Origin of the sequence: Gaoshiqia hydrogeniformans, from assembly GCF_049347105.1 — a bacterium.
GTDB classification, from domain to species: domain Bacteria; phylum Bacteroidota; class Bacteroidia; order Bacteroidales; family Prolixibacteraceae; genus Gaoshiqia; species Gaoshiqia hydrogeniformans.
The window spans coordinates 2,536,476-2,562,538 of record NZ_CP186334.1 but is presented as its reverse complement, the minus strand read 5'-3'; the positions used below and the strand labels follow the sequence as shown (position 1 = coordinate 2,562,538).

Here is a 26,063-nt window from a genome sequence, read left to right as displayed (position 1 = left end):
TCAATATGGATATGAAAAATTACATGATATATATTTTGGGCATTCTCATCGCAATGTCCTTTTATGGATGCAACGATTTTCTGATGGAAGAATCGGAGACGAACTTTACATCAAGCACCTTATTTGAAACAAAAGAAGGCCTCGAAAAAATGGTGCTGGCCTTTTATGCCTATGAGCAAGGAATTGTAAAAAAAGGAAATGCAAACGGATTTCTGGCCGCTTATCTTTTCGGAGAACGAACAACCGATCTGGTTGTTTTTACAACCGGAGATGATGCGAACATGAGCCGCTACACGTCCCCCGGCCCTACCTCCAACATCAGGGGATTGTTATACAGCCCGTTTTGGACTCATAAATATTACCTGATTGGCCGGGCCAATGAAGTGATCTTTCATGGAAACAAACTGGGGGACGAAGCAAAAAATCTGGTGGCCGAGGCAAGTTTCTGGAGGGCCTATTGTTATTACGGGCTGTATTCCCGATTTTCGAAGTTGTATTTGACAACAGAGCCTGTTACCAAAGAAAACCTGGATGAATTGACTTACACACCCGCCGACAGCGCCGCTATTTTTCAGTTGATGTATGCCGATTTGGATCGGGCGATCGCTTCGCTGCCCAACACGCCGGAAAATGGCATGACCGGGCGTGTGACCAAAGCCACAGCCCACCACCTGAAAGCCCTGGTTGCTGCCTGGGCAAAAGACTGGACAACAGTCGTCTCGAATGTAGATGCGATTGATGCCACCCCTGATTTTAATTTATCGCTGGTGCCGGATCCGTCAAATATTTTCAATAAATCAGATTTACAGTCCCCGGAAACCTTGTGGGTAATTAAATTTTCCAACGAACGAGGCGGGGGAACAGGCCATCGGGTCGGCTCACAATATGTGAATATCATCGCCGAGCAATCGTATACCCAGCGGATGGTTAACGGACAACTGGTAAGGTATCACGAAGAAAACCTGGGAAGGCAATGGGGCCTGGCGTACCCGAACAGCTACCTGATCTCGCTTTATCCGAAAAATGATAAACGACTTAATGCATATTATAAAATTCATTACACCTATCAGAATTCGGACAGACTGATCACGATCCCGGTTTCTCAACCCGTGGTGGTTAATGGTGTGACGGTTAATTCAACAACAAATTTTTCCGGAGTTCCCTATAAAGTGCAGATCGGAGACAGCCTGCACGGGCGTGACGTATTCGCGGCAACCGGTTCAAAAATTGATCGCCGGGCGCTATTGCCATCTTCATTGAAAATGGCGGATATCTGGTCAAAACCATTGGATGCAGACGGAGCGAGCGCCAGTTTTAAGGACCTGATGGTTTTCCGTTTAGCCGAAACTTACCTGTTGGGGGCCGAGGCCTGTATGCACTTGGGAAACCAAGCGAAAGCGCTCGATTATTACAACCGCACCTGGACGCGTGCAGGGAATGATGAAGAAACCGGTGAAATCACCTTTGAACTGATCCGGGATGAACATGCGCGCGAATTGGCTTTTGAAGGCCGTCGCTGGGACTTTTTGAAAAGAAATGGCATCTGGTTTGACCAAATGAAAAGCTACGCGGGAGATTTTACAAAATTTCCGGCAGCTTCGGTCCCCTATAATGCTGCAACTTATGGCGTTTCTGACGGCAGAGATCCCAATTTTAAACCCAATCCGCATTATTATTATGATTTCAATGGCGCCGATAATGATGTGTTGGTCCGTTTCAATGTGAAACCTTTTCACGTGAACTGGCCGATCCCACAGGACCAGATTGATGCCATGGGCGCCGAAAATTTCCCGCAGAACCCGGGCTATTAAGGTTCCTGGCTTGAAATGGCATGTGTAAAGGAATACATGGGTTGCTGACCGGAATTTGTTTCCGGCAGCAACTCATGTTAAGCAGCCTTTTGTATACAATCATTTTTACTTCATGAGGGCAAGACATCAGTTTCGTATTAGCAGATTTTGAGTCCCTCATTTTTAATCGAAATACATCAATGAAAAGATATCGGATAAACATCATCTTATTAATGCTCTTGGTTTGCGGGCTACAAGGCTTCGGACAAACCAAGCAGTGGACCTTGGTTTGGTCGGAAGAATTTGATTATGAAGGCCTGCCCGACTCAACAAAATGGAATTACGACACCCGCGGGAACACCTATGGCTGGGGAAATAATGAAGCACAATGGTATCCGGTAGCACGGCCCGAAAACACCTGGGTAAACAACGGCACCCTGAAAATCAGGGCCCGGAAAGAACCCACCTTTGGGAAAAATTATTCTTCGGGCAGATTGACAACCAAAGAAAAAGGTGACTGGAAATACGGCCGGGTTGAAGTTCGTGCAAAACTTCCGTCGGGCAGGGGTACCTGGCCGGCCATCTGGATGTTGTCAACCGACGGCGAGTACGGAAAATGGCCGCACAGCGGGGAGATCGACCTGATGGAACATGTTGGCTTTATGCCCGACTCAGTCTTTTCAACTGTCCATACCGGTAAATACAATCATGTTAAAAAGACCCAGGTAGGCAAAAAAAAGTATTTGCCAACGGCAACCACTCAATTTCATGTTTACAGGATGGAGTGGGACGAACAGGAAATCCGCAGTTATGTAGACGGTGAGCACTATTTTACCTTTCAGAATGAATTTGACGGGTCGCCTGCCTGGCCTTTCGACCGCCGTTTTCATTTAATTCTGAACCTGGCCATCGGAGGCGGGCTCGGCGGAAAACAAGGGATCGACGACAGCCTGTTTCCTCATGTTTTTGAAGTCGATTATGTGCGCGTTTACCAACGCTAATTAAAACAAAAGTTAAGAGTTATGAAAAACAAAATTGCCTGTTTACTTTTGATTGCTGCCTCGATCCTGTTTTCAGCCTGCAGTCCATCTTCCCTCAAACAAAAAGAACAGGAATACCTGACTGTTGACGCACAACGAAAACTGTATCACCCCGATGGTTCACGCAGCTACACCGGCTACGAACCTTTCGAAACGCGAACTGTAGAAAATCTTCTTTCTTATGTCGCTCCAACAACCCCTCCAACGTTAAGCCAATATGGCGGTTGGACGGAACATCAGGTTGAGGCCACCGGTTTTTTTCATGTCCTGAAGATAAACGATCGTTGGTGGGGCGTCGATCCCGAAGGCTATTTGTACATCAACATCGGGCTGAACAGCATTAGCCGGGGCCGGTCTGAACGGAATCAGGAGGCGTTGCAACGCAGGTTTGGATCAAATGAGAACTGGATAGACAGCACCATCACTCTTTTGCGTCAGTTTGGCTTTAACTGTGCCGGCTCGTGGTCCGATCATCCGGCAATCATCGAGGCCAACAAGCGGGCCGACGAACCGTTTGCGTACACCATTAACTGGAATTTCATGTCGGCTTACGGCCGCGAACGCGGGGGAACCTACCAGAAACCCGGACATACCGGTTATCCCAACGAGGCCATCTTCGTGTTCGATCCTGAATTTGAACAGTTTTGCGACCGGCATGCCGGTCAGTTGTTGACCACTAAAGATGATCCGAACCTGTTTGGTCACTTTTCCGACAATGAAATGCCTTTTCGCCTGTCAGCTCTCGAGGATTTTTTGTCGCTTCCCGAAATTGAAGCCGGGCATCACGGCGCTAACGACTGGTTAACATCAAAGGGGATCAGTAAAGAGGAAGTAACCGATCAGCACCGCGAAGAATTTTTTGCACATGTGGCAGATCGGTATTTCTCTATCGTATCGGCCGCAATCAGAAAATACGACCCAAACCACATGTACCTGGGGACACGCTTTTATGGCAGCGAGCGTAACAATCAACGTTTTATGAGAACTGCGGGAAAATACCTGGACCTCATCTCGGTAAATTATTATAACTACTGGACCCCGGATGCCGGGCACATGAAAAATTATACCGAATGGAGCGGAAAACCCTTCCTGATTACCGAGTATTATACCAAAGGTGAAGATTCGGGGATGCCTAATCAAAGCGGGGCCGGATGGATTGTCCGCACCCAGCGCGACAGGGGATTGTTTTATCAAAACTTTAATCTGGCTTTGCTGGAGTCGGGTAATTGTGTCGGCTGGCATTATTTCAAATACCAGGACAACGACCCGACAGCTAAAGGTGTCGACCCGTCGAATATTGATGCGAATAAAGGTATTGTGAACAATGAATATGATGTATGGCAGGATGCCGTCGATAAGATGACGGAATTCAACCTTCAGGTATATGATTTAATCAAACATTTTGATTCAAAAAAAACTGGCCGATGAAACAGCTGATCCTGACATGCGGTAAATTCAGCCTGACGATATTCCGGATCATGATTGGTTTTACTGTCTGCTCCTCGTGCTCTCAGAAGCCCGCCTTGCCGGTTGCCGTGCTGACCGGAGTCTACTATCTGGACGCAGAGGATGGTGACGACAAACACTCAGGCTTGTCGGTATCAACTGCATGGAAGACAATCGAACACGTCAACAAACAAACATTTGGCTCAGGAGCTCAAGTCTTGTTTAAAGCCGGTCAAAACTGGTATGGAAGCTTGCAGCCTTCGGGTTCGGGGGAAGCCGGGAAACCCGTTACATTCGGGCGGTATGGAGATGGACCGCGGCCTGCTATCCACGGGCAGGGGGAGGCAAATACCGTTCATTTAAAAAACATAGCCTACACAACCCTGCGCGACCTGGAAATCACCAATTACGCAGCTTCCGAAGAAAAGGGGATTAGTTTGGAAGAATGGGAACGCAGGAACGTAACCGATTGGTTTCAGGCAATAAACCCGTCTCAGCATGTTTCGGGTAATAGCCTTAAAACCGGGGTGAGGATTACTGCAACCGATATGGGGGAGGTGAATCAGGTTCAGTTAATTAACCTCCATGTTCACGGAGTGAACGGCGCGATCAACCAAAATGATGAAAAAACAAAAAACAACGGCGGAATATTTATCGAAATCACCGGCAACCGGGTACCAACCTGGTTTAACGGTTTGTTGATTGAAAACTGCCATATCCACGACGTCGACCGTACGGGATTGTCGAATGTCAGCTCCTGGGACCGGCGAACCCTGACCACGAACGAAAACTGGACGCCCTCGTTAAACGTCGTCATCCGAAACAATGTATTTGAACGGGCCGGAGCGAACGCGCTGATTGTCCGCGTGGCCAAGAACCCGCTGATGGAACACAACCTGTTTCATCAGAACGGAATTAAAGGATCGGGTAACGCGGCTTTCAACTTTAATACCGACGGAGCGCTATGGCAATATAACGAATCCCGGTTTACAAAGAAGAACCGGAACGACGCCGATGCAGGAGGACTTGACTGCGATTACCGGACGAAGAACACGATCATTCAATACAACTATCTGCACGATAACGATTTTGGCATGCTCGTAACCGGCGGCCCCGGAAATTACGGAGGATTTAACGACCGCACGATTGTCAGATACAACATTTTTGAACGCGAAGGACTGGCGGAGCGGGACGGTGAGTCGAAATATGCGTTTAAAGTCGGCGGTAAGGCTACCAACACCTTCGTTCACAACAACGTCTTTTACCTATCTCCCTCCCAGGAAGATGTACAGATGATCTATCACAAAGACTGGGGCGGCGACCCGGAACGCACCTATTATTACAACAACATTTTTTACATGAGCGGCAACAACCACGGATACAGTTTGGGCAACAGCGGGGAGAACCATTTTTTCAATAACCTCTGTCACGGGAATACCACCATCAACTGGCCGGTTTCGGAGAACCCGGTGTATGACGATCCGCTTTTTCTGCAAGTTGGAAACGGACCGGCTGGCTACCAGATTAAAGCCGGTTCACCGGCAATAAACATCGGAGTCGTCCTCCCGGAAGCAGGCGCTCCGGTAACAGATTACTTTGGCAACCCACTGCCGGTTGACGGACCGGTGGAGCTTGGAGTTCACCAGATGAAACGTTGAGTTCGCTGATCGTCATTTCTTATTGCATATGGCACGCGAAGAAGAACGTTTAATTTCTTCGGAAGGAGGACTATTTTTCATTCGCTGGAATATAAAATCGGATCAGTGTGCCTTTTCCTTCCTCTGATTCGAGATGAATTTCTCCTCCCATCAATTTCAATAAATCTTTGACGATGCTTAATCCCAGTCCATTGCCTCCATAAAGCCTTGTAGTCGTTGGTTCCACCTGCCTAAACCGATCAAAAACAACCAGTTTGTCTTTCTCCGGGATACCGATGCCTGTGTCGGAAACGATGAACTCAACCCGATCCGGACTCACAAGGGAAACTCCAAAATAAATTTGCCCTTTTTGAGTGAATTTCAAGGCATTATCCAGCAAATTGGAAAAAATCTGGATTAATCGGTTTTCATCGGTATTCAGGGTAAACATTTCCGGAGCCTGCAACAGTTTGAGATCGATCTGATTTTTTCCTTCATCAGCCAGTTTTTTATGAAATTGAATATACAAGCGATTAAGCATTGAACCAAGGCTAAACGTACTTTTACTGATCTTGACCTCACCAGTTTCCAGCCTCGAAGCATCCAGAACATCATTAATAATCTGCAATAAACTTTCTGCGTTCTTATTGATTATCCGAAGTAGTTCCTTTCTTTCGGATACTTTGTTAGCCGATAAGTCGTTTTCAACAAGAATTTCGGTAAACCCCAGGATGGCGTTAAGCGGGGTTCTGATCTCGTGGCTCATATTGGCCAGAAAAGATGATTTCAGCTGCTCTGCCCTTTCTGCATTTTCTTTAGCTTCTATCAGATCAGCGATCATTTGCTTCATCTCGGTCACATCCTCCTCGATCCCGACATAGTTTGTGATTTTTCCGTTGTTGTCTTTGATCGGGGAAATAATCCCATGGGCCCAATACGTTTCTCCATTCTTCTTTTTATTGAGGAATTCCTCGGTCCAGTTTTTCCCTGATCTGATGGTTTTCCACATCGCTTCAAAATAACTGGTTGGATGATAACCTGATTTCAGGATGTTGGGTGTTTTTCCGATCACTTCATCGTACAGATAACCGGTAATTTCTGAAAAACGGGGATTGATGTACTCGATCTTGCCATGAGGGTTGGTGATCAGTACACTGACCGGGCTTTGTTCCACCACCTTGCCAAGCAGCTTCAGCATTTTCTCTGCTTCTTTTTTTTCAGTCACATCCTGAATAATAACATGCAAACAATCTCGTTCCTGAAACCGGATCTTGCTTGAAAAGATCTCGACATACCTGAAACTTCCGTTAGCCAGCCTGTGTTCCGATTCAAAATGGGGACTAAGCTGATCACTTCCTCCGGCCAATCGTAATTTGATTTTTTCTTTTGATTGTTTGCTGATCTGATTAATATTCATTTTTTCTAATTGATCAATGGTCCACCCGTAAAAGCGGGATGCGGCAGCATTGGCATTAATAATCTGACCGTCAGGTATATTGATCATTAATTTTGCGGCTGAATGGTTTTCAAACAGACTTCTGTAGTTTGCTTCGCTGACTCTCAGGGCACGAGTCGCTTCTTCCCTTTGAGTGACATCGTTGGAGAGCACCAGACGTGCATTTTTTCCCTCAAGCTCTATGGGATGGGAAATAATTTCAACATAGATTATTTCACCGTTCTTTTTTCGGTGACGCCATATGCCGGAATTGTAGGCAGTAATCGGAGATAACCGGATATTGTCCAACAGATCATCGACATCTTCTGCCGGCCGGATGTCTTTAATCGTCATTTGCAGGAATTCATCGGAGGTATAACCATATTTTTCCTGTGCCATATTGTTGACCATCAAAAAGCGAAGGGCTTCCAAATCATAAATCCACATGGGTATCGGGTTATGCTCAAACAGGTATTTATATTGCTCCTCGCTTTTCAAAAGCGCATTCCGGTCTTTTATTCGTTCGGTAATGTCCCGGATAACGGACAGGTTTCCAATCCAGTTATCTTGATTATCATACAGCTTCGATCCAAAGGTTTCGCAGGTAAAAATCCGGCCATTCTTATCTATATAATCTGCGGTGAATATCCTATTCGGATCGGAAGAATCTTTGTGCAGGATGGCTTGCCCCACTTCCAGGAAAGTTTCCCGATCGGCATAAAGGATAGCCGGACTCCCACCTTTCAATTCGTCAGGACTGTAACCAAATGTGGATTGCATCCCTTTGTTGGCCAGGATGATATTCCGGTCAGTGTCGGTAATCAGAACACCGTCGGTCATGGCGTGAAACATGGTCTCAAACAGCTTTTGCTGCTTTGTCAGTTCAATTTGCACATTTTTATAATCGGTAATATCAATATTGATTCCTTGCAGTTCAGTTAGTTGTTCCTGATCAAAACGGGGGATGATCCTGTTTAAGATCCATTTCAGTTCTCCGTCCGGGAGTATGATCCTAAGATCCATATCAACCGGCACCCTATCTGTCAGTAGCTTTTCATAGCCTTCGCTGATGAAATGACGGTCATCCGGGTGAACCCTACTCATGAAATATTCAAAAGATGGTTCAACTTCATTGGGTTCAAGCCCGTAGAGCCTGAAACAGTTTTCCGACCACCTGGATTTGTTATTGCCAATATCGAATTCCCAATCACCCATTTTGGCTACCAGCTGCGCTAGTTTCAACGACTCTTCGCTCTCGCGCAGTGCCTTTTCTGCTTGTTTTCTTTCGGTGATGTCGATAGTGAGAATAAAGATCCCTTCGGGTACAGGCTGCACCTTCAAATCGAACCAGCCGCTTGTTCCGTCGGGGTAAATAAATTCGTTTTCAAATTCCTGAATCGTACGCTCATGCATGGCCGTCGATAACCTCCGGAATAACAGGGTGCTTTCTATTCCGGGATATAGCTCAGTCATGGAATGGCCGATCAGTTCTTCTTTCCGGTATTTTCCCTGTTTTACAGCTACCTTGTTCAGATAGATATAATGCCAGTCGAAACCAATAATCTGGCAACCTTCCAGCATATTATCCAAAGCAAACTGGTAACGGTGTTCACTTTCCTTTAATGCTTCAAGAGCATGTTTTCTCTCCGTCATGATTTCGGAGAACAAAAATAGCCATTCAATCTCTCCCGGCTTCTCATAACATGGGTAGATCTCCCACCTGATCCATTCAAACGTCCCGTCTTTTCGGTAAACGATATCTTCACCCTTCGTTTCGGTTTCGCCGTTGAGGCACTTTCGATGAATTTCTTTCCATTTCTCCGATATTCCCGGAAAAATTTCAAAATGTGATTTTCCGTCCAAGGCGATACCTTCCAGTTCGTAATCCCTTATATATTGGTTGCTGGCAGCAAGGTACTTCATATCGGTGTCAAACATGGCAATGGCAACCGGGGCATGTTCAATAAATAAGTTAAGTATATGTTCCTTTTTGAGCAGTTTATCCTCGATGATTTTTTTTTCCGAAATGTCCCGAATGACGTACACCAGCTTGTTGATGCCGTTATGATCGTCCCGGATGACACTCCCGTTTACATCAATGGAAAACCTGGTCCCATCCATTCGGATACCGGTATATTCATTTTGTCCAATAACCTGCCCGTTTATCCTTTTTTTCAGACGTTCACGTATTTTCTCGTGCTCTTTCTCATCAATAAAACGGAATACAGACAGGCCTGTAATTTGTTCCCCGCCGGGAACACGAAACATGGCTGAAAGGTTGGGAGTAGCATATAAGATGTTTCCGGCATGATCTGTAACAGCCAAAGCTTCGGGAATAGCTTCCATGACAGCACCCAAAAAATGATCTTTTTCTTTCAACAAAAACTCAGCCTGCTTTCTGGCTTTTATCTGCCTGGCATAGTCCGATTTTAGTTCGGACAACATCGACTTTACCTGAGACAACTCTTCAATCAAGTCCTTTTTTGTTTTATCCATCATGTTATTACTTTTTAAGTAATATTTTCTCTTTCAGGGACTAATATTCAAAATTAATGATATAAATTTTTCTGTGAGTCAGATTCTTATGTCATACAACATGTTAACACAGATCAGGGAAGAAGGAGGATGGAGTAGAAATTTGCTGAATTGAAAAGTATACTTAGACAAAAAATGCGCTTAAAACAATAGGTCCCGATATCTTTTACCGTTGACTATATATACACTGCAGCACTAATATGGGAAAAATTCGTTCTGCTTCCTTGCTATTTCATCCATTCGGAGAAGGCTGTTTTATACCGAAGGTACTTTTGTTAGTACAAATGAAAAAGGAGCTACAATCTTTAGTTGTAACTCCTTGATTTTCAGTGGAGAATATCGGAATCGAACCGATGACCTTTTGACTGCCAGTCAAACGCTCTAGCCAACTGAGCTAATCCCCCGATTTTTTTTGCACGGCAAATATAATAATATTTTTAAAACAGCGCCTTAAAAATTAAATTTTGGTTTGGTTTTTGTTTTTTCCTGGCAGAAGCCATCAAATTAACATTCCTAAATTTAATTGCCATGAAAACAAAAAAAACGAACCACGCAGATTTGGAAACCAAACGTCCGGTGTTTTTTTCTATTGGATTAGTTTTATCACTCGCCGCAGTTCTGCTGGCATTTAGCTGGAAAACACCCGTAAAACCACCTGTTGACTTTGATCCGCTCCGCTGGGAAGCTCCTGATGAATTGTTTATTCCGCCAACATCGGATGTGCGTGAGATCCCTAAACCACCGATGATCACAGTAGAAGAATTTGTTCTGACAGATAACGACGGCGATGTGGATGATTTTAACCCCGATCTGTTCAATTCAGATATTTCGGCCGGCGAAGCCATCCTGGTGCAAAGTTATGTGGAAACGAGGAAATCTGAACCGGAGGAGAAGGTCATCTTTGATCTGGTGGATGAGATGCCTGAATTTCCCGGTGGAGAGCGCGCTCTGCTCAGTTTTATCCGAAATTCGGTGAAGTATCCGGTCATTGCACAGGAAAACGGGGTGTTCGGGACCGTATTTGTTCGTTTTGTCGTCAATGCCGATGGTAGCATCTGCGATGCCGAAGTTACCCGTAAAATAGACGATTCACTCGAGCGTGAAGCGCTCCGTGTGATAAACAGCATGCCCAAATGGAAACCCGGCATACAAAACGGACAGGCCGTCAAAGTGCGGTTTCATGTACCGATCCGGTTTGTACTTCAATAATAAATGACAGGAAAACAGAAAAATTAAATCCAAATAAATTAAAAGACGAGCTCTTGGATTTGCAGATAATTTTTTATCTTTAACCCCTCAAAGTAAAAATGTTTCTGTAACAAGAATAAACTTCTAAAACTGAATTATGGAATTGAAGAAATCACCTAAGGCTGATCTGGAGAGCAAAAGGAATATTTTTGTTCAGGTTGGGTTAGTGATCTCTCTGGGCCTTACCTTACTTGCATTTGAATGGACATCTAAAGTTGACCAGGCTGCTTCTTTGGGATCTGTTGTACAGCAAGAGGTTGAAGATGAGATTATCCCTATTACCCGCCAGGAAGAGGTAAAACCACCACCACCGCCGCCGCCGCCGAAAGTAGTTGAGGTGTTGACGATTGTGGATGACGATACCGAAATTGAAGACGAATTGCAAATTGACGATTCAGAAGCCAATAAAGAAACTTTTGTTGATGTTGCCCCTATTATTCAACGCGATGCAGAGGAAGCAGAAGAGAGCGAAGTTTTCTTTATTGTAGAAGATATGCCTGAATTCCCTGGTGGTGAGCTTGCTCTGCGTAAGTTTATTGCCAATGCCATCAAGTATCCGGTGATTGCACAGGAGAATGGTATTCAGGGAAGAGTGTATGTTAACTTTGTAGTTGACAGAGACGGAAGCGTAACCAATGCCCGTATTGCCCGTGGAGTTGATGCTTCGCTGGATAAAGAAGCACTTCGCGTGGTCAACAGCCTTCCAAAATGGAAGCCGGGAATGCAACGTGGTAAAGCCGTAAAAGTATCTTATACGGTGCCTATCAGTTTTGTATTGCAGTAGTAAAATTTAAATACGAAAATCCTGGTTTCGATTTTTTTTATCGGGACCAGGATTTTTTATGGTATAAACCAGCACTTTTTGAATGATAGATACGTCGCCGAAACAGGAAACTACGGTTCTGGTTGGTTTGATCAACCAGGATCAGGATGAGAAACAGGCCAAAGAATATTTGGACGAACTGGAATTTCTGGCCGATACAGCCGGAGCAGTTGTAAAAAAACAATTCTTTCAGCGACTGGATATGCCCAATGCGGTAACCTTTGTAGGTTCAGGAAAGCTCGAAGAAATTCAAAACTACATCAGAATAAACGAAATTGATTCGGTGATCTTTGATGATGAGTTAAGTCCCACTCAGTTGCGTAATATTGAAAAAGCACTGGAGTGTAAGGTGCTCGACCGGACAAACCTGATACTGGATATCTTTGCCAAACGGGCGCAAACGGCTCATGCTAAAACACAGGTCGAGCTGGCCCAGTACCAGTATTTGTTGCCGCGTCTTACCCGGATGTGGACCCACCTGGAGCGGCAACGCGGAGGTATCGGGATGCGCGGCCCGGGTGAAACCCAGATAGAAACCGACCGCCGGATCATCCTGGACAAGATTGCCCGCCTGAAAGAACAATTGGTAAAAATTGACAAGCAAAAGACTACACAACGGAAAAACCGCGGAAAACTCGTTCGTGTAGCCTTGGTCGGATATACCAATGTCGGAAAATCAACCATCATGAATGTGTTGGCAAAATCGGATGTTTTCGCCGAGAATAAACTGTTTGCCACGCTTGACACGACTGTCCGCAAGGTCGTTATTGGCAATTTACCGTTTTTATTGTCCGACACGGTTGGGTTTATCCGTAAACTGCCCCACGGGCTGGTCGAGTCGTTCAAGTCGACACTGGATGAAGTGAGGGAAGCAGATGTGTTGGTGCATATTGTGGACATCTCTCATCCCGGATTTGAAGACCAGATTGATACCGTAAACAGTACCCTGACCGAAATTGAAGCCGGAGATAAACCGACCATGTACGTATTCAATAAGATTGATGCGTTTGAGTATATGAAAAAGGAGGAAGGGGATTTAAGTCCGAAAACCAAAGAAAACTATTCCCTCGATGAGTGGAAAAACAGTTGGATGGGTAAAAAAAATACGCCTTCTTTATTTATTTCGGCCCTCGAAAAGCGGAATGTCGATGAATTTAAAAAAACCTTGTATGAAGAGGTGAAAAAAATCCACGTTACCCGTTTTCCCTATAACGACTTTCTGTATGACCCGGAATGGATTGTTACCCCTGAAGAATAATATAAGGCTGATGACATAAAAAAGAATAGCGGCAGAAATTTCTGCCGCTATTCTTTTTTATGATCGTATCTGTATTAAGTACAAATTCTTAAAAACAGCGCCGACCTAGCCTATTCAGCTTTTTCTTCTTCCGGAGCATCCGCTTCGGGAGCCTCTTCAACCACCGGGGCTTCTGCAACAACTTCTTCTTCTGTTTGCTCGGCTACAACAGGAGCATTGGCTTCAGCAGCCAATTCAGCTTCTTTTTTGGCAACAGCAGCTGCTCTTGCTTCGTTGACTTTAGCCTCCGCTTCCAGACGAGCCTTCTTCGATGTTTCAGCATCCCTGGATAAACGATCCTTTTTAGCCTGGATGTGAATCTTTTTCAGCAACCCATGCTCTTTGAAACGATTTTCAGCCTCTTCTTCCGAGAAGGCGCCTTTGGCGACACCGCCCAACAGGTGTTTCATGTACAGGACTCCTTTGTAAGACAAAATAGCTCTTACCGTGTCAGTGGGTTGGGCACCTTTGTTCAGCCAGTTTAAAGCTTTATCAAAATCAAGATCGATCGTAGCAGGATTTGTATTTGGATTATATGATCCAATCCTTTCAATAAAACGACCATCTCGTGGTGCCCTGCCATCAGCTACCACAATGTGGTAGTAAGCGTAACGTTTGCGACCATGTCGCTGCAATCTGATTTTTGCTGGCATTGAAATAAAATTTAATTGATAAACAATTTTTAATTGTGGCGCAAAGATAATCTTTTATTTTGGAACAGAAACGGCTCCGCCTGCTTTTAATAAATAGAGATGAGGATTTTATCCTCTTTTTATTGTTCTGCAGCCCCGGTTTAAAGCGTATCGCTCTATATTTAATGACTGAATGAAATTCCCGTTAAAATAAGTTTCGTCCGGTAATCATTTAAAATAAACCATAAATCCCTACGTTTATCATTCAGGAACTTGTTTGTTTCTGCGAAAGCATTTTTTATAATAGATGCGCTCTCTTTCGCAACCATTTTGTGTTCTTATCATCATATATAAGAAAGTTTGTGAGTAATTGTAATTAAAAAACTATGAAAAGAATTATTTCAAGTATTCTGTTAGTGTCTTTATTGGCACTGATCGTGGGATGTGACAATGAAGATGTAATCCCTGTTGTTAAAGGTGATGCATTTATTATTGCAAAAGTTGACGGGCAAGATACGGTTTTCGGATTAGCGCTGCACGCAATGGGGAATGTCGCTCTTTCGAGTGTTGCCGCCGTTGACGACGACGGCAATACATTTCAGTTGAAATCGTATGGCGGTTATTTGTACGAGTTCTATTTTGATTCTGAAAATGCGGATTATTCGTTGGAACTTCCGGTTGTTGGCCGCTATGAGTTTACCGCGGTAACAGCAAAAGGCGAAACCCGCGTTGTTCAGGATGAGTTGACCGATGACATCATCTATCCGGCCGACCTGACGACATGTGAATTTGATGCGGCGAATTCACAAATATCGCTGGTATGGGAAAAAATGGATGACGCCGACTATATTGTTCTTATCCTGAAGGACGATGAAGGAGAGACCGTTTATATCAGCGCCGCCCTTGTCGGAAGTAGTGTCGGGTATAATATTAAAGCCACCACGGCCACCTGGGCAAACGGACGTACGCCCCAGGATGGCAGTACCTATACGGCCGAGGTTCATGCGTTTATGTACGAAAGCAATGGTGAGGCCATGAATGTTCAGGCTAAATCGATTGCCAGCGGGACGGTTGTCTGGGGTGAAGGAGGTAATTAATCCAAAACATTGGAGCAAAAAAGCGGATAAGCCCACAGTTTATCCGCTTTTTTGTTTCTGATGATTGGTCCGATTGAAACATCTCATTTGTTTTTTCTACTTTTGCCAAACAAAAAGTAAAATACCATGATTCAGAAAGAGCAGCTAAAAGAGCTTGCGGAGCGCCGGGATGCGCTGAGGAGGCATCTTTGACTACGATGGAAAACTAATTCAGTTAAAAGAAGAAGAATTAAAAGCACAGGATCCTGACTTTTGGAACAACTCCAGGGCCGCCGAAGAACAAATGAAGGTGATCCGTTCGGTTAAAGTTTGGGTCGACGGCTTCCTGAAGGTAAACCAGGCGATGGACGACCTGCAGGTGTTATATGACTTCTTTGAGTCGGGCGACGCCGGCGAGGAAGACGTAACCGGACAATACAACGAAACCCTTTCGCTGATTGAGCAACTGGAAGCAAAAAATATGCTTCGGAAAGAAGAAGATAAGCTGGGGGCTGTTTTGCGCATCAATGCCGGGGCGGGAGGCACCGAAAGTAACGACTGGGCCGATATGCTGATGCGGATGTACCTGCGCTGGGGCGAAAAGGAAGGCTACAAAGTAAAAGTATCGGAATTTAACGCCGGCGACGAGGTGGGTGTAAAAAACTGCACCATCGAATTTGAAGGCGATTATGCTTACGGATACCTGAAAAGCGAAAACGGAGTACACCGGCTGGTGCGTTTATCTCCCTTCAACGCACAGAACAAACGGATGACTTCATTCACCTCTGTTTTTGTGGCCCCGCTTGTCGACGATACCATTGAGATTGAAATCAACCCGGCCGATATTAGCTGGGATACCTTCCGGTCGGGCGGCGCCGGCGGGCAGAATGTGAACAAGGTAGAAACCGGGGTCCGCCTGCGGCATGCCCCAACCGGAATTACGATCGAGAATACCGAAAGCCGTTCACAACTCGGCAACAAAGAGAATGCCCTGCGGTTGCTGAAGTCTCAGTTATATGAACTGGAGCTGCGCAAACGCCGTGAAGCCGTCATGCAGGTCGAATCGCAAAAAAAGAAAATCGAATGGGGTTCACAGATCCGTTCGTATGTGCTTCAGCCGTATAAGTTGGTAAAAGATGTGCGTACAGCGTATGAAACCGGCAATGTTCAGGCCGTTCTTGACGGTGAAATCGACGGTTTTATCAAAGCTTACCTGATGCAGTTTGGCGATGAATAATGATGCGTTTATACGGCTGGCCAGCCCGGACGACGCGGCGGAAATCCTGGAAATTTACCGCCCTTTTATTGAAGGAACCGCTGTTACCTTCGAAGAAGAAGTTCCGTCGCCCGAAGAGTTTAAAGAACGGATTGAGCACATAAGGGCCGACGCTCCCTGCCTGGTATGCGAAGTGAATGGGCGGATCGTGGGTTATGCCTACGCCGCTCTTTACCGTGCCCGGGCGTCGTACCGCTGGAATCGCGAAGTTTCGGTATACATTCATCCGGACTATCACCGGCGGAATATTGCGCGGGCCTTATATTCGGCACTTTTCGAAATACTGAGAATGCAGCATATAACCAATCTGCTGGCGGTGATTACCATGCCCAACGAGGCCAGCGTTAAACTGCACGAAAGTTTTGGATTCAGGCCTTGCGGGCTTTTCAACCGGGTAGGTTACAAATTGCACCAATGGCACCAGGTGGGCTGGTGGGAATTGTCGTTTTTGGAAGATGAACAGCAAGTCCCTGAAACGCCTGTCCCTTTTTCATCTTTTGAGAAAACATACCCGCTGGAGGGGATCCTCCAAAAAGCATCGGCAATCATAAAGATTTCCTGATTTTTTCTTGAACTTTTCGGAAATTCCTGCTTACTTACATGGTTTAAGCAAATTCAGATGAAACGGATTGGTTCGTACATAAACAGGGAAATCAGTTGGTTGTCGTTCAATGCACGCGTGTTGCAGGAAGCCGAAGATCCCAATGTGCCTTTGTTCGAACGTCTGCGGTTTCTCGGAATTTTCTCCAATAACCTCGACGAATTTTTCCGGGTCCGGGTGGCATCTGTCCGGAGAATGGTCGATTTTGGCGACGATGGCTCCCTGTTAGGGAACTACACGCCTGAAGACCTTCATGAGGAAATCCAGGAAATCGTGTTTCAGCACCAGCAAAAATCGCAGGAGATTTACCGGAAAATCATGGAAGAAATGGCGGCCGAGAATATCCTGATGATTGACGAATCGAAACTCAGCCGCGACCAGGGCATTTTTGTGAAACGATATTTTCACGAACGTGTGTTGCCCAACCTGGTGCCGATCATGCTGAGCAAAAAGAACAAATTCCCCTACCTGCGTGACCGCTCCGTTTATTTGGCGATAAAACTGTCGCTGCAAAAAAAGCCGGAAAAGTATTCCTATGCCTTAATCCGGATCCCGAGCCTGACGGTTTCGCGCTTCCTGGTTTTGCCCGAGAATAAAGGGAAACAGTATGTGATCATGCTGGATGATATTATCCGCTATTGTATGCCCGATATTTTCCCGCTGTTTAACTACGATAAGTTTGAGGCATATACCATTAAAATTACCCGGGATGCCGAATTAGACCTGGACGACGACATCTCCAAAAGTTTCATCGAGAAGATGGAGCTTAGCCTGAAACAACGTAAAATGGGAACACCGGTCCGTTTGCTGTACGACCGGGAGATTCCGTCCGATTTACTTTCATTTATCGTTAAAAAGATGAAACTGGACCCGGAAAATACGGTTCCCGGCGGCAGGTATCATAACCATAAAGATTTTATGAATTTCCCCGAAATCGGGAAGCCGCATCATTATTACAAACGCTTAACGCCTATCCGGCATCGGGATTTGCACCCGCACGAAAGCATTCTGAAGAAACTTCGGCAAAAAGATATCATGTTGCATTACCCGTACCAGAGTTTCATTCACTTTATCGATCTGCTGCGCGAAGCAGCGATTGATCCGAAGGTGACCGAAATTGGCATCACCATTTACCGGGTTGCCGATAATTCGCGTGTGGTGAATGCCTTGCTGAATGCCATAAGAAACGGGAAAAAGGTCACGGTGGTTATTGAATTGCTGGCCCGCTTCGACGAGGAAGCCAACATCTACTGGTCAAATAAACTACAGGAAGAGGGGGCGCATGTCATCAATGGCGTACCGGGGCTCAAGGTTCATTCAAAAATCGCCTGGATCAGGCGAATGGAAAAAAATGAGTTTCGTAATTACGCTTACATTGGAACCGGTAACTTCCACGAATCAACTGCCCGGGTATACTGCGACGACGGCTTGCTCACGGCTGATGCCGGCATTGCCGATGAAGTGGCCAGGCTGTTCAGCTTCTTCAAACAAACCTACCGCAATTATCAATACAATCACCTTATTGTCAGCCCGTTTCGGATGCGCGATTTCTTTTCGGGCATGATCGACAATGAAATTCAACTGGCCAGGGAGGGGAAAAGAGCTTATATAATCCTGAAAATGAATAGCCTGATCGACCCGGACATGATGGACAAGTTGTACGAGGCCGCCCGAGCCGGTGTCAAAATACGGCTGATCGTCCGGGGTATTTTCGGTATGCTCACCGAAATGGAAGGTGCACGCGAAAACATCGAAGCCATTAGTATTGTTGATAAATACCTGGAGCATTCGCGCGTATTTTTATTTGGGAACGGGGGCGATGAAAAGATTTTTATCTCGTCGGCCGATTGGATGCCCCGGAACCTGAACGGAAGGATTGAGGTGGCATGCCCCGTTTATAGTGAAGAAATTAAGGAAGAACTGAGGGAAATGCTGAAAATCCAGCTTCGCGATAATTCCAAATCGCGGATCCTCGACAATACCCTGTCTAATACCTATAGCAGGGCGCATGCCGAGGGACGGTTCCGGTCGCAGGAAGATTATTATCAGTATATTAAAGAAAAACACCAGCTCATTATGACGATCTACCATAACCCGCGCTGCGCAAAAAGCCGTGCAGGCCTACAATACCTCGAAGAAAACGGGTACAAAACCAAAGTCATCAATTACATGAAAGACGGCATTACGGAAGAAGAGATCCGGACAATCATCGAACTGACCGGCATGTCGGCCTTTGAGCTGGTCCGCACCCAGGAAGACCTGTATACAAAACAATATAAAGATCAATCACCGGACGACGCCCAATGGGTCAAGGTGATTGCTCAGAACCCGCGATTACTGCAACGACCGTTTGTGATAAACGGAAAAAAAGCGGTTCTGGCCCAACCTCCTGAATATATCGAGCGGATTTTGTAATCAGCCAACCTTGGCTTGCAGCGATTTTATTTCATGCTCCAGTTTGGATTTCCGCTTGAGTGACCGGGATAACCCAAGCGCGTCAATCACGGCCTGCTTGTCGTATGTTTCCAGAATGATGTAATAGTGCCGCTTCCCCAGAAACACTGCTTTCAGGTTACGGTCGGCATGTTCGGCAATGAACTCAATTACGCCGTTATCTTTGCCATCCATATACGAAACCTTCTCCCATTTGGTGTTCATGAAGTCGCTTTGGTGGTTCAGGGCATGACCGGTTTCAATGGTTTCGGTTTTCGCCTGAAGGTCGCCGTCGTACACCCGGATACCGGTATGGTTCAGCCACTCGTCGCCGTAATAATTACTCGAAATGTACAGCTCTCCCCTTTCGTCGAGGTAAATCTGGATAAAGGATTTGTTCCACCTGCGCTGAAATTCCTGCCGTTTATGAATGTACTGAGTGTAACGGTCAAATTCGGTTTTTTCTTTTACAAAGTTTTTCTCCAGGCCGGCAATAGTTTGATTCAGCGAATCCAGTTCGTCCTGTGCGCGGAAAAGCATTTCACCGTATATTTGCTTTTTCAGCTGATCAGCTGCAAGTGCTTCCTGGATGGCGCCTTTGTAAAGTATCCTGACCGAGTCGGCCTGCAACAAGGCCTGACTGGTATCTCCCTGTTCGAAGAGCGATTGGGCAAGCTGAAGTTTTTCTGCTGCCCGTTTTTTTTCCGAACTTCCGCACGAAATGAACAGGAGGATGGATAAAAAGGCAAAAAAAACAGGACAAATTTTCATGGCTACATGCTTTTAAATTATTTCTTTCGCACTCATAAACACCAAAAATAATAGATTTTTTCTATTTTTATCAGAATTAAATAGAAAAACCATGATTACGCTAACTCAACTGGAGTACATTGTTGCCGTAGATACCTTTCGTCATTTTGGCCGGGCTGCCGAACATTGTTTCATTACCCAGCCAACACTCAGTATGCAAATCAAAAAGTTGGAGGAGGACCTTGAAGTGGTCATCTTCGACCGGAGCAAACAACCGTTAATCCCCACGGATGTCGGGAAACGGATCATCGAACAATCGCGGATTATCTTACGGGAAACCGAAAAAGTCAATCACATTGTAAAAGATCATAAAAACCTGATATCAGGCGAGTTGAAGATTGGGATCATTCCCACGCTTGCCCCCTACCTGTTACCCCTGTTTATTGGAAATTACAAACGGAAATATCCCAATATCCTGATTAAGGTAGAAGAACTGACAACCGAAAATATCGTCGATCATTTGAACCGCGATTTGCTTGACGTAGGCATTCTGGTCACCCCTTTAAAGGAAGAGCGCATCAACGAGAAACCGATTTTTTATGAGGAGATGATGCTTTATGTGCATAATAACCACCCCTTGCATAATAAGCCCGAAGTAAAGGTGAAGGATATTGCGGTACCCGAAATCTGGCTACTGAGCGACGGGCATTGCTTTCGTCACCAGGTCATCAACCTGTGTTCTTATAAAGGTTCGTCCAACGACCTGCTTCCGTTCCATTTCGAAGCCGGCTCGCTCGAAACCCTCATGAATATCATTGATAAGGAAGGTGGCATTACCCTGATTCCTGAATTGGCTGCTTTTGAGATGCCTGCCGAACGCTCCATGCACGTGCGGGCCTTCGACGACATGACCCCCCTGAGAGAAGTCAGTCTGGTTTATTCGCGGCATTTTGCCAAGAATAAACTAATTGAACTGCTTTGGAGAGAGATTGTTAGCGCGATGCCCCAAAACCTGCTGAACAAAGAACGGGGAACAATTGTCGAATGGAAGTAAAAATTTCAACTATTTTTTTTGCGAATTAGAAAATCTTCTATTTCTTTGCATCGCTGAAATCGAAAACGGTTTTTCTAAAAGAAGGAAAACAGATTTCAGAAAAAAGTTCTGAAAATGTTTGGAGGCTACAAAAAATGATTTATTTTTGCAGTCCCAAATTCAGGGAACCAAATGATGGCCCGTTCGTCTAGCGGTTAGGACGCCAGGTTTTCATCCTGGTAGCAGGGGTTCGATTCCCCTACGGGCTACTTTTAAAAACTTTATCTGAGGAAATTATAAAATGGCAAATCATCAATCTTCAAAAAAGAGAATCAGACAAAACGACACTAAAAAAGTCGAAAATAAATACTATGCCAAAACAATGCGTAATGCATTGAAAAAATTACGCGCTGCTACCGATAAAGAAGTTGCTGTGGCTGAATTGCCAAAAGTTACTTCCATGATTGACCGTTTGGCAAAGAAAAATGTCATTCACAAAAACAAAGCCGCCAATTTGAAAGCCAGTTTGGCTTCGCACGTGAGCAAGCTGTAAGAATTTTACACGATATTGAAAAAGCCTCTTCTACGGAAGGGGCTTTTTTGTTTTCATACACTTCGGTAAACAGATTTTTCATAACTTAGTTTGCATCATACAAAACGGATGTATAAAAAACTAAGCATAAAGGAATGGGCCGTTGAAGATCGCCCGCGCGAAAAGCTGCTGCTGAAAGGAAACCGGTCGCTTTCGGATGCCGAGTTGCTGGCCATCCTGATTGGTTCGGGCACAACGAAAGAATCGGCAGTTGAATTGTCCCGCCGCATCCTGGCCTCAGTTGATAACGACCTGAATGAACTCGGAAAAAAACAAGTGAACGACCTGATGAAGTTTCACGGCATTGGCGAGGCCAGGGCCGTCAACATTATCTCGGCCCTCGAGCTGGGCCGGCGCCGCAAAGAACAATCGCCGGCCGAACGAACTGTCATTTTAAACAGCGCCGGATCAGCTGGTTACTTCAGGCCTTTGCTTGAGGATTTACAGCACGAAGAGTTCTGGGTACTCTTGCTCAACCGGTCCAATACGGTGATCGATAAGTTTATGGTCAGCCAGGGCGGTTTGGCAGGAACGGTTATCGATATACGGATCATCTTAAAAACAGCCATCGAGAAGCTGGCCAGTTCAATGATCTTGTGCCACAATCATCCGTCGGGCAACATCAAACCCAGCGACGCCGACAAAACAATCACCCGGAAAATTAAGGAGGCGGCTACGCTGATGGAGATTTCCGTACTCGATCACCTGATCATCGGACGCGACCGGTATTTTAGTTTCTCCGACGAAGGACTCCTGTAACTGAACAAGTCATGATTACCGTTTTTACCACTGAAATAACAAACCGTTTACGGTATATCTTCGAACTTTATTTTGAAGAACTTTTGCAGGTAGAATTGAATTTAACCACCAACCGCGATGTGTTTGAACAGGCAAAAGGAGTCCGCCTAAACTATTCTGACCAGGATTTTCAATCCGGCCAGTTCAACCTGAAGCCGCATAAGCTCCTGTTTCAGAAAGGACTGGCTTACCAGAACCTGTCGGTGGTAAGTTGCGACGAAAATTGGTGTTTCTTTCCTGCCTCCTCCGATTCTTTTCTTTCGTTCGATCCTTTTGCGGCCGGCTTCTTTTTGGTTAGTCGCTACGAGGAATACCTGGAACGGCAGTTTGGCAAACACCGGAAATACCCTCACCGGCACAGTATCCTTTACCGGAACCAGCTGCTGCAAAAACCGGTAGTAAACCAGTGGGCGCAGATGATTGCCCGGAAAATCAGGGAAAGGGTTCCTGAATTTCCGGCCCGCCTTCCTGCTTTCGACTTCTTAACCACCATTGATGTGGATCATGCCTGGGCCTTTAAAAACAACTGTTGGAGACGCCGTACCGGCGCGGCGTTGATGACCTTGCTTTCGGGAAACTACCGCCGGATCAAAGAACGTTTTCGCGTTTTGTACGGAAAAGAGAAAGATCCGTTTGATACCTATGATTACATTCGTCAGGTGTATGCCGGCAGGAACGAGTACCTGCATTTCTTCTTTTTATTGGGAAAGCCCGGCAAATACGACGGGAATATTTCGCCCGAGAACGAAAACCTTCGTCAGCTGGTACGCGAACTGTCCAAAACCTACAAATTGGGCATTCATCCCTCTTACCGCTCAAGCCGAAAGAAAAAGGAATTGTTGCGTGAGATCGAAACACTGGAAGACATCACCGGGAAGCCGGTAGTAGCAAGCCGGCAGCATTTCCTGAAACTTGAACTGCCCGCCACCTATCGTCGCCTGATAAAAGCCGGAATCCAGACTGATTATACGATGGGTTATCCCGATTGTCCGGGCTTCAGGGCCGGAATTGCCAGCCCCTTTTATTTTTACGACCTGAAACAGGAGACCATCACATCGCTGCGAATTGTGCCCTTCCAGGTGATGGATATCTGCCTGAAAGACGACCTGAAACTGACTCCTTCCCAGGCAGGCTCCGAAATAGAAAAGATCATGCTCGAAATCAAAAAAAGCGGCGGAAGCTTCATCAGCTTATGGCATAACGAGAGCCTGAGCGACCAGGGAACTTGGAACGGATGGAGGATGGTTTTCGAACAGATGACCGAACTGGCAATAAGGCTAAAAGAATAAGCTGTTGCAAGAGGCAACCGCGTAGTTCAATTAAGCGAAAAAACAGGCAAAATTATTTTTAACCGATATAAATTACGCGGATTCATGCAGTTGTTTCCTGTTGATAATTAATTGCTTAGGTGGTATTGTTGCTGATCGGGAGGTTTAAAACCGGTAAAATCAGGTTGATACCGTTCATTTTATCGTTGAGCGGGGTCTTCTGAACGGGATTTTTTGATTATTTTCGGCAAAATTTTTTGTCATGTTAGTTCATAACCTTAGCGAATCCAATTCTATTTTCAATCAATACCTTGCAGAGATCAGGGATGAGCACGTCCAGAAAGATCCGCTTCGTTTTCGCAGGAATTTGCAGCGTTTGGGCGAAGTTTTCGCGTACGAGATCAGTAAAACAATGGAGTTTAAAGTCTCCGATGTAAAAACGCCCCTGGGAATTGCCAAAGTGCCTGTTTTGATGCGCCAACCGGTTTTAGCTACGATTCTGCGGGCCGGATTGCCCGTACAGCAAGGCTTGCTGAATATTTTCGATAAAGCAGAAAATGCTTTTATCTCGGCCTACCGGAAATACGATGACGAAGGCGAATTTCACATTGAATTTGAATACCTTGCCTCTCCTGATTTAAACGACAAAGTATTGATTATAAGCGACCCTATGCTGGCTTCGGGCGCTTCGATGGAAATCGGATACCGGGCGATGCTGCAGAAAGGCGAGCCATGCCACGTGCACCTGGTGGCTGTGATTGCCAGCCGGAAAGGCGTGGAGTATGTGCAGGAAAACATCGACGGAAGGAATGTTACCCTGTGGGTGGGCGCCATTGATGAAGAAATGACCGTGAACTCCTATATTGTTCCCGGCTTGGGCGATGCCGGCGATCTGGCTTTCGGTCCCAAAATCGACTCGCATTAAAACAAACACCATAAACAGAAAAACCGGGCAATCCCCGGTTTTCTTTTGATGTAACCTCCGCCGCCCGGAGGTCTTATGTGTACCTGATTTACGGCTTATTCCGTTCTTTCATGGAACTCACCCAAGTTTTTGGTGAAAAGATAGATGGCCAGAATACCCAACAGCATATGTCCGGCTAAGGTGTACATGATGTACTCCGGATGTCCCGACGATTCAAAAATCCCCATCAGCCATGTATAAATTCCGCTTAGCGTGGCCCCGATGAAGACAGCCAGAAAGTTTGTCCCCATGTACAATCCGGCCTTCTCTTTTGGTGCAATCCACATGATATATTCCTGTATCCGGGGCGACGAAATCATTTCGCCAATAGCAAACAAGAAAATACCCAGAAAGACCAGGCTGTTAACTGACGTTGCCGAAATGCCAAGCAACGCGAAGCCAATGGCTAAAACCAACAGACCAAACATAAACGTGGGGATAGCGGCTCTTTTTTCAAACAGCCTGGATATCAACAGCTGAAAGACAATGATGATATAACCGGTATGCGAAATAGCCTCGGCATTTATTTTCCAGACACCGCCTTCATCGTTTGAAATAAAGCGGGCCAAACCTCCGCCGAAGACCGACTTTACCGACTCGAAAAGCGATGCCGTATTGAGATAATCGTTTATATAAACCGCCAGTACATTGAAGAAAGCCCAAAACGGCAACCAAAAGAAGACTCCGAGCAAAACTAAGAAACTCAGGAATTTCACATCGGAAAGCGCTTCCTTCATGTCCCTGAACTTTTGTTTGAGGGTTACGCCTTCCAACTCACGCGGAGGTTCCTTGTAAAAGAACAGCGTGATCAGGAACATCAGCCCGATGGTAATTGCCGCGGTATAAAAAACGTAATCCCACGACCAACCCCGTAATTTCCCCATGATGATGGGACCAAACGAGGCCCCGATATTTACCATCTGGTAAAAAATACCAAAACCCAGTGTTTTATTGGTTGAATCGGTGGTTGCCCGGACGGTCGACGAGATCAGTGGTTTGAAAATCCCCGCGGCAAAGCCGATCGAGAGCATGGTCAGGGCAATCCCGTTAAACGATTTGGTCAGGATTAACAACAAAATGGAGGGCAGGTAAGCCAGGTACGAAATAATCAGCACCTTTTTAAACCCGTACTTATCGGCAAAGGTGCCCGAAAAAAGCGGGATTAAGTAAGACAGGGCCAGAAAAATACTTTGAATGATTCCCAGGTCTCCTTTGGAGAAGCCCAATTGCCCCATATAAATTCCAAAACTCATATAAATGCCGTAGTAGGCAAATCGTTCAAGCACTTCAATGCTGTTGGCTACCCAAAAAACAGGTGGAAATTTCGTTCGTTTACTCATAGCTGAAAAATACGGTTTATTCTTTAAGTCCGAATGTACGCAATAATTT

The 26,063-nt window shown here is 45.6% G+C and carries 20 protein-coding genes and 2 tRNA genes; 17 read left to right on the top strand and 5 right to left on the bottom strand.

Annotation, left to right across the window (positions count from 1 at the left end):
* Positions 1 to 11: 11 nt before the first annotated feature.
* The 4 genes from ACOIT5_RS10205 (at position 12) to ACOIT5_RS10190 (ending at position 5,934) form a co-directional block, all read left to right on the top strand.
* On the top strand, positions 12 to 1,811 hold the full coding sequence (locus ACOIT5_RS10205; protein ID WP_423130366.1) for a RagB/SusD family nutrient uptake outer membrane protein: 1,800 nt from the start codon (positions 12 to 14) through the stop codon (positions 1,809 to 1,811).
* Between the two features lie 179 nt (positions 1,812 to 1,990).
* Positions 1,991 to 2,791: a glycoside hydrolase family 16 protein gene (locus ACOIT5_RS10200; RefSeq protein ID WP_423130365.1), complete on the top strand. Its 801-nt coding sequence runs from the start codon at positions 1,991 to 1,993 to the stop codon at positions 2,789 to 2,791.
* 21 nt (positions 2,792 to 2,812) lie between these two features.
* Entirely contained in the window at positions 2,813 to 4,258 is a 1,446-nt protein-coding gene (locus ACOIT5_RS10195) for an agarase (protein WP_423130364.1), read from the top strand.
* The gene (locus tag ACOIT5_RS10190; protein WP_423130363.1) at positions 4,255 to 5,934 is read left to right on the top strand and encodes a right-handed parallel beta-helix repeat-containing protein; all 1,680 of its coding nucleotides are present in this window, start codon (positions 4,255 to 4,257) and stop codon (positions 5,932 to 5,934) included. Before ACOIT5_RS10195 ends, ACOIT5_RS10190 begins: the two co-directional genes overlap by 4 nt.
* 70 nt (positions 5,935 to 6,004) lie before the next feature.
* Here the strand turns inward: ACOIT5_RS10190 and ACOIT5_RS10185 are convergent, their stop codons facing one another.
* Together ACOIT5_RS10185 and ACOIT5_RS10180 are read right to left on the bottom strand one after the other, a co-directional pair.
* Positions 6,005 to 9,847 carry a PAS domain-containing sensor histidine kinase gene (locus tag ACOIT5_RS10185; RefSeq protein ID WP_423130362.1) on the bottom strand — a complete coding sequence of 1,281 codons (3,843 nt, stop codon included), beginning with the start codon at positions 9,845 to 9,847 and terminating at the stop codon, positions 6,005 to 6,007.
* A 366-nt stretch (positions 9,848 to 10,213) separates the two neighbouring features.
* Positions 10,214 to 10,287, bottom strand: a tRNA-Ala gene (locus tag ACOIT5_RS10180).
* Between the two features lie 124 nt (positions 10,288 to 10,411).
* Here ACOIT5_RS10180 and ACOIT5_RS10175 point away from each other — a divergent pair.
* The 3 genes from ACOIT5_RS10175 to hflX all read left to right on the top strand — a co-directional run bounded on the left by ACOIT5_RS10175 (position 10,412) and on the right by hflX (position 13,212).
* Positions 10,412 to 11,092: an energy transducer TonB gene (locus ACOIT5_RS10175; protein ID WP_423130361.1), complete on the top strand. Its 681-nt coding sequence runs from the start codon at positions 10,412 to 10,414 to the stop codon at positions 11,090 to 11,092.
* Between the two features lie 136 nt (positions 11,093 to 11,228).
* Complete coding sequence (locus ACOIT5_RS10170; protein ID WP_423130360.1) at positions 11,229 to 11,915, top strand: energy transducer TonB; 687 nt, start codon at positions 11,229 to 11,231, stop codon at positions 11,913 to 11,915.
* Positions 11,916 to 11,997: 82 nt separating this feature from the next.
* Positions 11,998 to 13,212 (top strand): GTPase HflX, encoded by a 1,215-nt coding sequence (gene hflX, locus ACOIT5_RS10165; protein WP_423130359.1) that lies wholly within the window; start codon positions 11,998 to 12,000, stop codon positions 13,210 to 13,212.
* Positions 13,213 to 13,322: 110 nt separating this feature from the next.
* Here hflX and ACOIT5_RS10160 read toward each other — a convergent pair whose 3' ends face one another.
* A complete protein-coding gene (locus tag ACOIT5_RS10160; protein ID WP_423130358.1) occupies positions 13,323 to 13,904 on the bottom strand; it encodes a 30S ribosomal protein S16 in 582 nt (193 codons plus the stop codon).
* Between the two features lie 365 nt (positions 13,905 to 14,269).
* Here ACOIT5_RS10160 and ACOIT5_RS10155 point away from each other — a divergent pair, with 365 nt between their 5' ends.
* The 4 genes from ACOIT5_RS10155 to ppk1 all read left to right on the top strand — a co-directional run bounded on the left by ACOIT5_RS10155 (position 14,270) and on the right by ppk1 (position 19,251).
* Positions 14,270 to 14,980, top strand: a complete 711-nt coding sequence (locus ACOIT5_RS10155; RefSeq protein ID WP_423130357.1) for a hypothetical protein — start codon at positions 14,270 to 14,272, stop codon at positions 14,978 to 14,980.
* A 126-nt stretch (positions 14,981 to 15,106) separates the two neighbouring features.
* Positions 15,107 to 16,196 (top strand): peptide chain release factor 2 gene (prfB, locus tag ACOIT5_RS10150; protein WP_423130356.1). Its coding sequence is split into 2 segments (ribosomal slippage): positions 15,107 to 15,169 and positions 15,171 to 16,196, totalling 1,089 coding nucleotides; the frame shifts between segments, so codons are not numbered across the junction.
* A complete protein-coding gene (locus ACOIT5_RS10145; RefSeq protein WP_423130355.1) occupies positions 16,189 to 16,797 on the top strand; it encodes a GNAT family N-acetyltransferase in 609 nt (202 codons plus the stop codon). Before prfB ends, ACOIT5_RS10145 begins: the two co-directional genes overlap by 8 nt.
* Before the next feature lie 57 nt (positions 16,798 to 16,854).
* Entirely contained in the window at positions 16,855 to 19,251 is a 2,397-nt protein-coding gene (gene ppk1, locus ACOIT5_RS10140) for a polyphosphate kinase 1 (RefSeq protein ID WP_423130354.1), read from the top strand.
* Here ppk1 and ACOIT5_RS10135 read toward each other — a convergent pair whose 3' ends face one another.
* A complete protein-coding gene (locus ACOIT5_RS10135; RefSeq protein WP_423130353.1) occupies positions 19,252 to 20,040 on the bottom strand; it encodes a hypothetical protein in 789 nt (262 codons plus the stop codon).
* A 91-nt stretch (positions 20,041 to 20,131) separates the two neighbouring features.
* Here ACOIT5_RS10135 and ACOIT5_RS10130 point away from each other — a divergent pair, with 91 nt between their 5' ends.
* The 6 genes from ACOIT5_RS10130 (at position 20,132) to upp (ending at position 24,635) form a co-directional block, all read left to right on the top strand.
* Positions 20,132 to 21,073 carry a hydrogen peroxide-inducible genes activator gene (locus ACOIT5_RS10130; RefSeq protein WP_423130352.1) on the top strand — a complete coding sequence of 314 codons (942 nt, stop codon included), beginning with the start codon at positions 20,132 to 20,134 and terminating at the stop codon, positions 21,071 to 21,073.
* A 176-nt stretch (positions 21,074 to 21,249) separates the two neighbouring features.
* Positions 21,250 to 21,321: transfer RNA gene (locus ACOIT5_RS10125), tRNA-Glu, on the top strand.
* Positions 21,322 to 21,353: 32 nt separating this feature from the next.
* A complete protein-coding gene (gene rpsT / locus ACOIT5_RS10120) occupies positions 21,354 to 21,605 on the top strand; it encodes a 30S ribosomal protein S20 (RefSeq protein ID WP_423130351.1) in 252 nt (83 codons plus the stop codon).
* A 108-nt stretch (positions 21,606 to 21,713) separates the two neighbouring features.
* A complete protein-coding gene (gene radC / locus ACOIT5_RS10115; RefSeq protein WP_423130350.1) occupies positions 21,714 to 22,403 on the top strand; it encodes a RadC family protein in 690 nt (229 codons plus the stop codon).
* Between the two features lie 11 nt (positions 22,404 to 22,414).
* The gene (locus tag ACOIT5_RS10110) at positions 22,415 to 23,731 is read left to right on the top strand and encodes a polysaccharide deacetylase family protein (RefSeq protein WP_423130349.1); all 1,317 of its coding nucleotides are present in this window, start codon (positions 22,415 to 22,417) and stop codon (positions 23,729 to 23,731) included.
* A 241-nt stretch (positions 23,732 to 23,972) separates the two neighbouring features.
* Complete coding sequence (gene upp, locus ACOIT5_RS10105; RefSeq protein ID WP_423130348.1) at positions 23,973 to 24,635, top strand: uracil phosphoribosyltransferase; 663 nt, start codon at positions 23,973 to 23,975, stop codon at positions 24,633 to 24,635.
* Between the two features lie 95 nt (positions 24,636 to 24,730).
* Here upp and ACOIT5_RS10100 read toward each other — a convergent pair whose 3' ends face one another.
* The gene (locus tag ACOIT5_RS10100; protein WP_423130347.1) at positions 24,731 to 26,014 is read right to left on the bottom strand and encodes an MFS transporter; all 1,284 of its coding nucleotides are present in this window, start codon (positions 26,012 to 26,014) and stop codon (positions 24,731 to 24,733) included.
* Positions 26,015 to 26,063 lie beyond the last annotated feature (49 nt).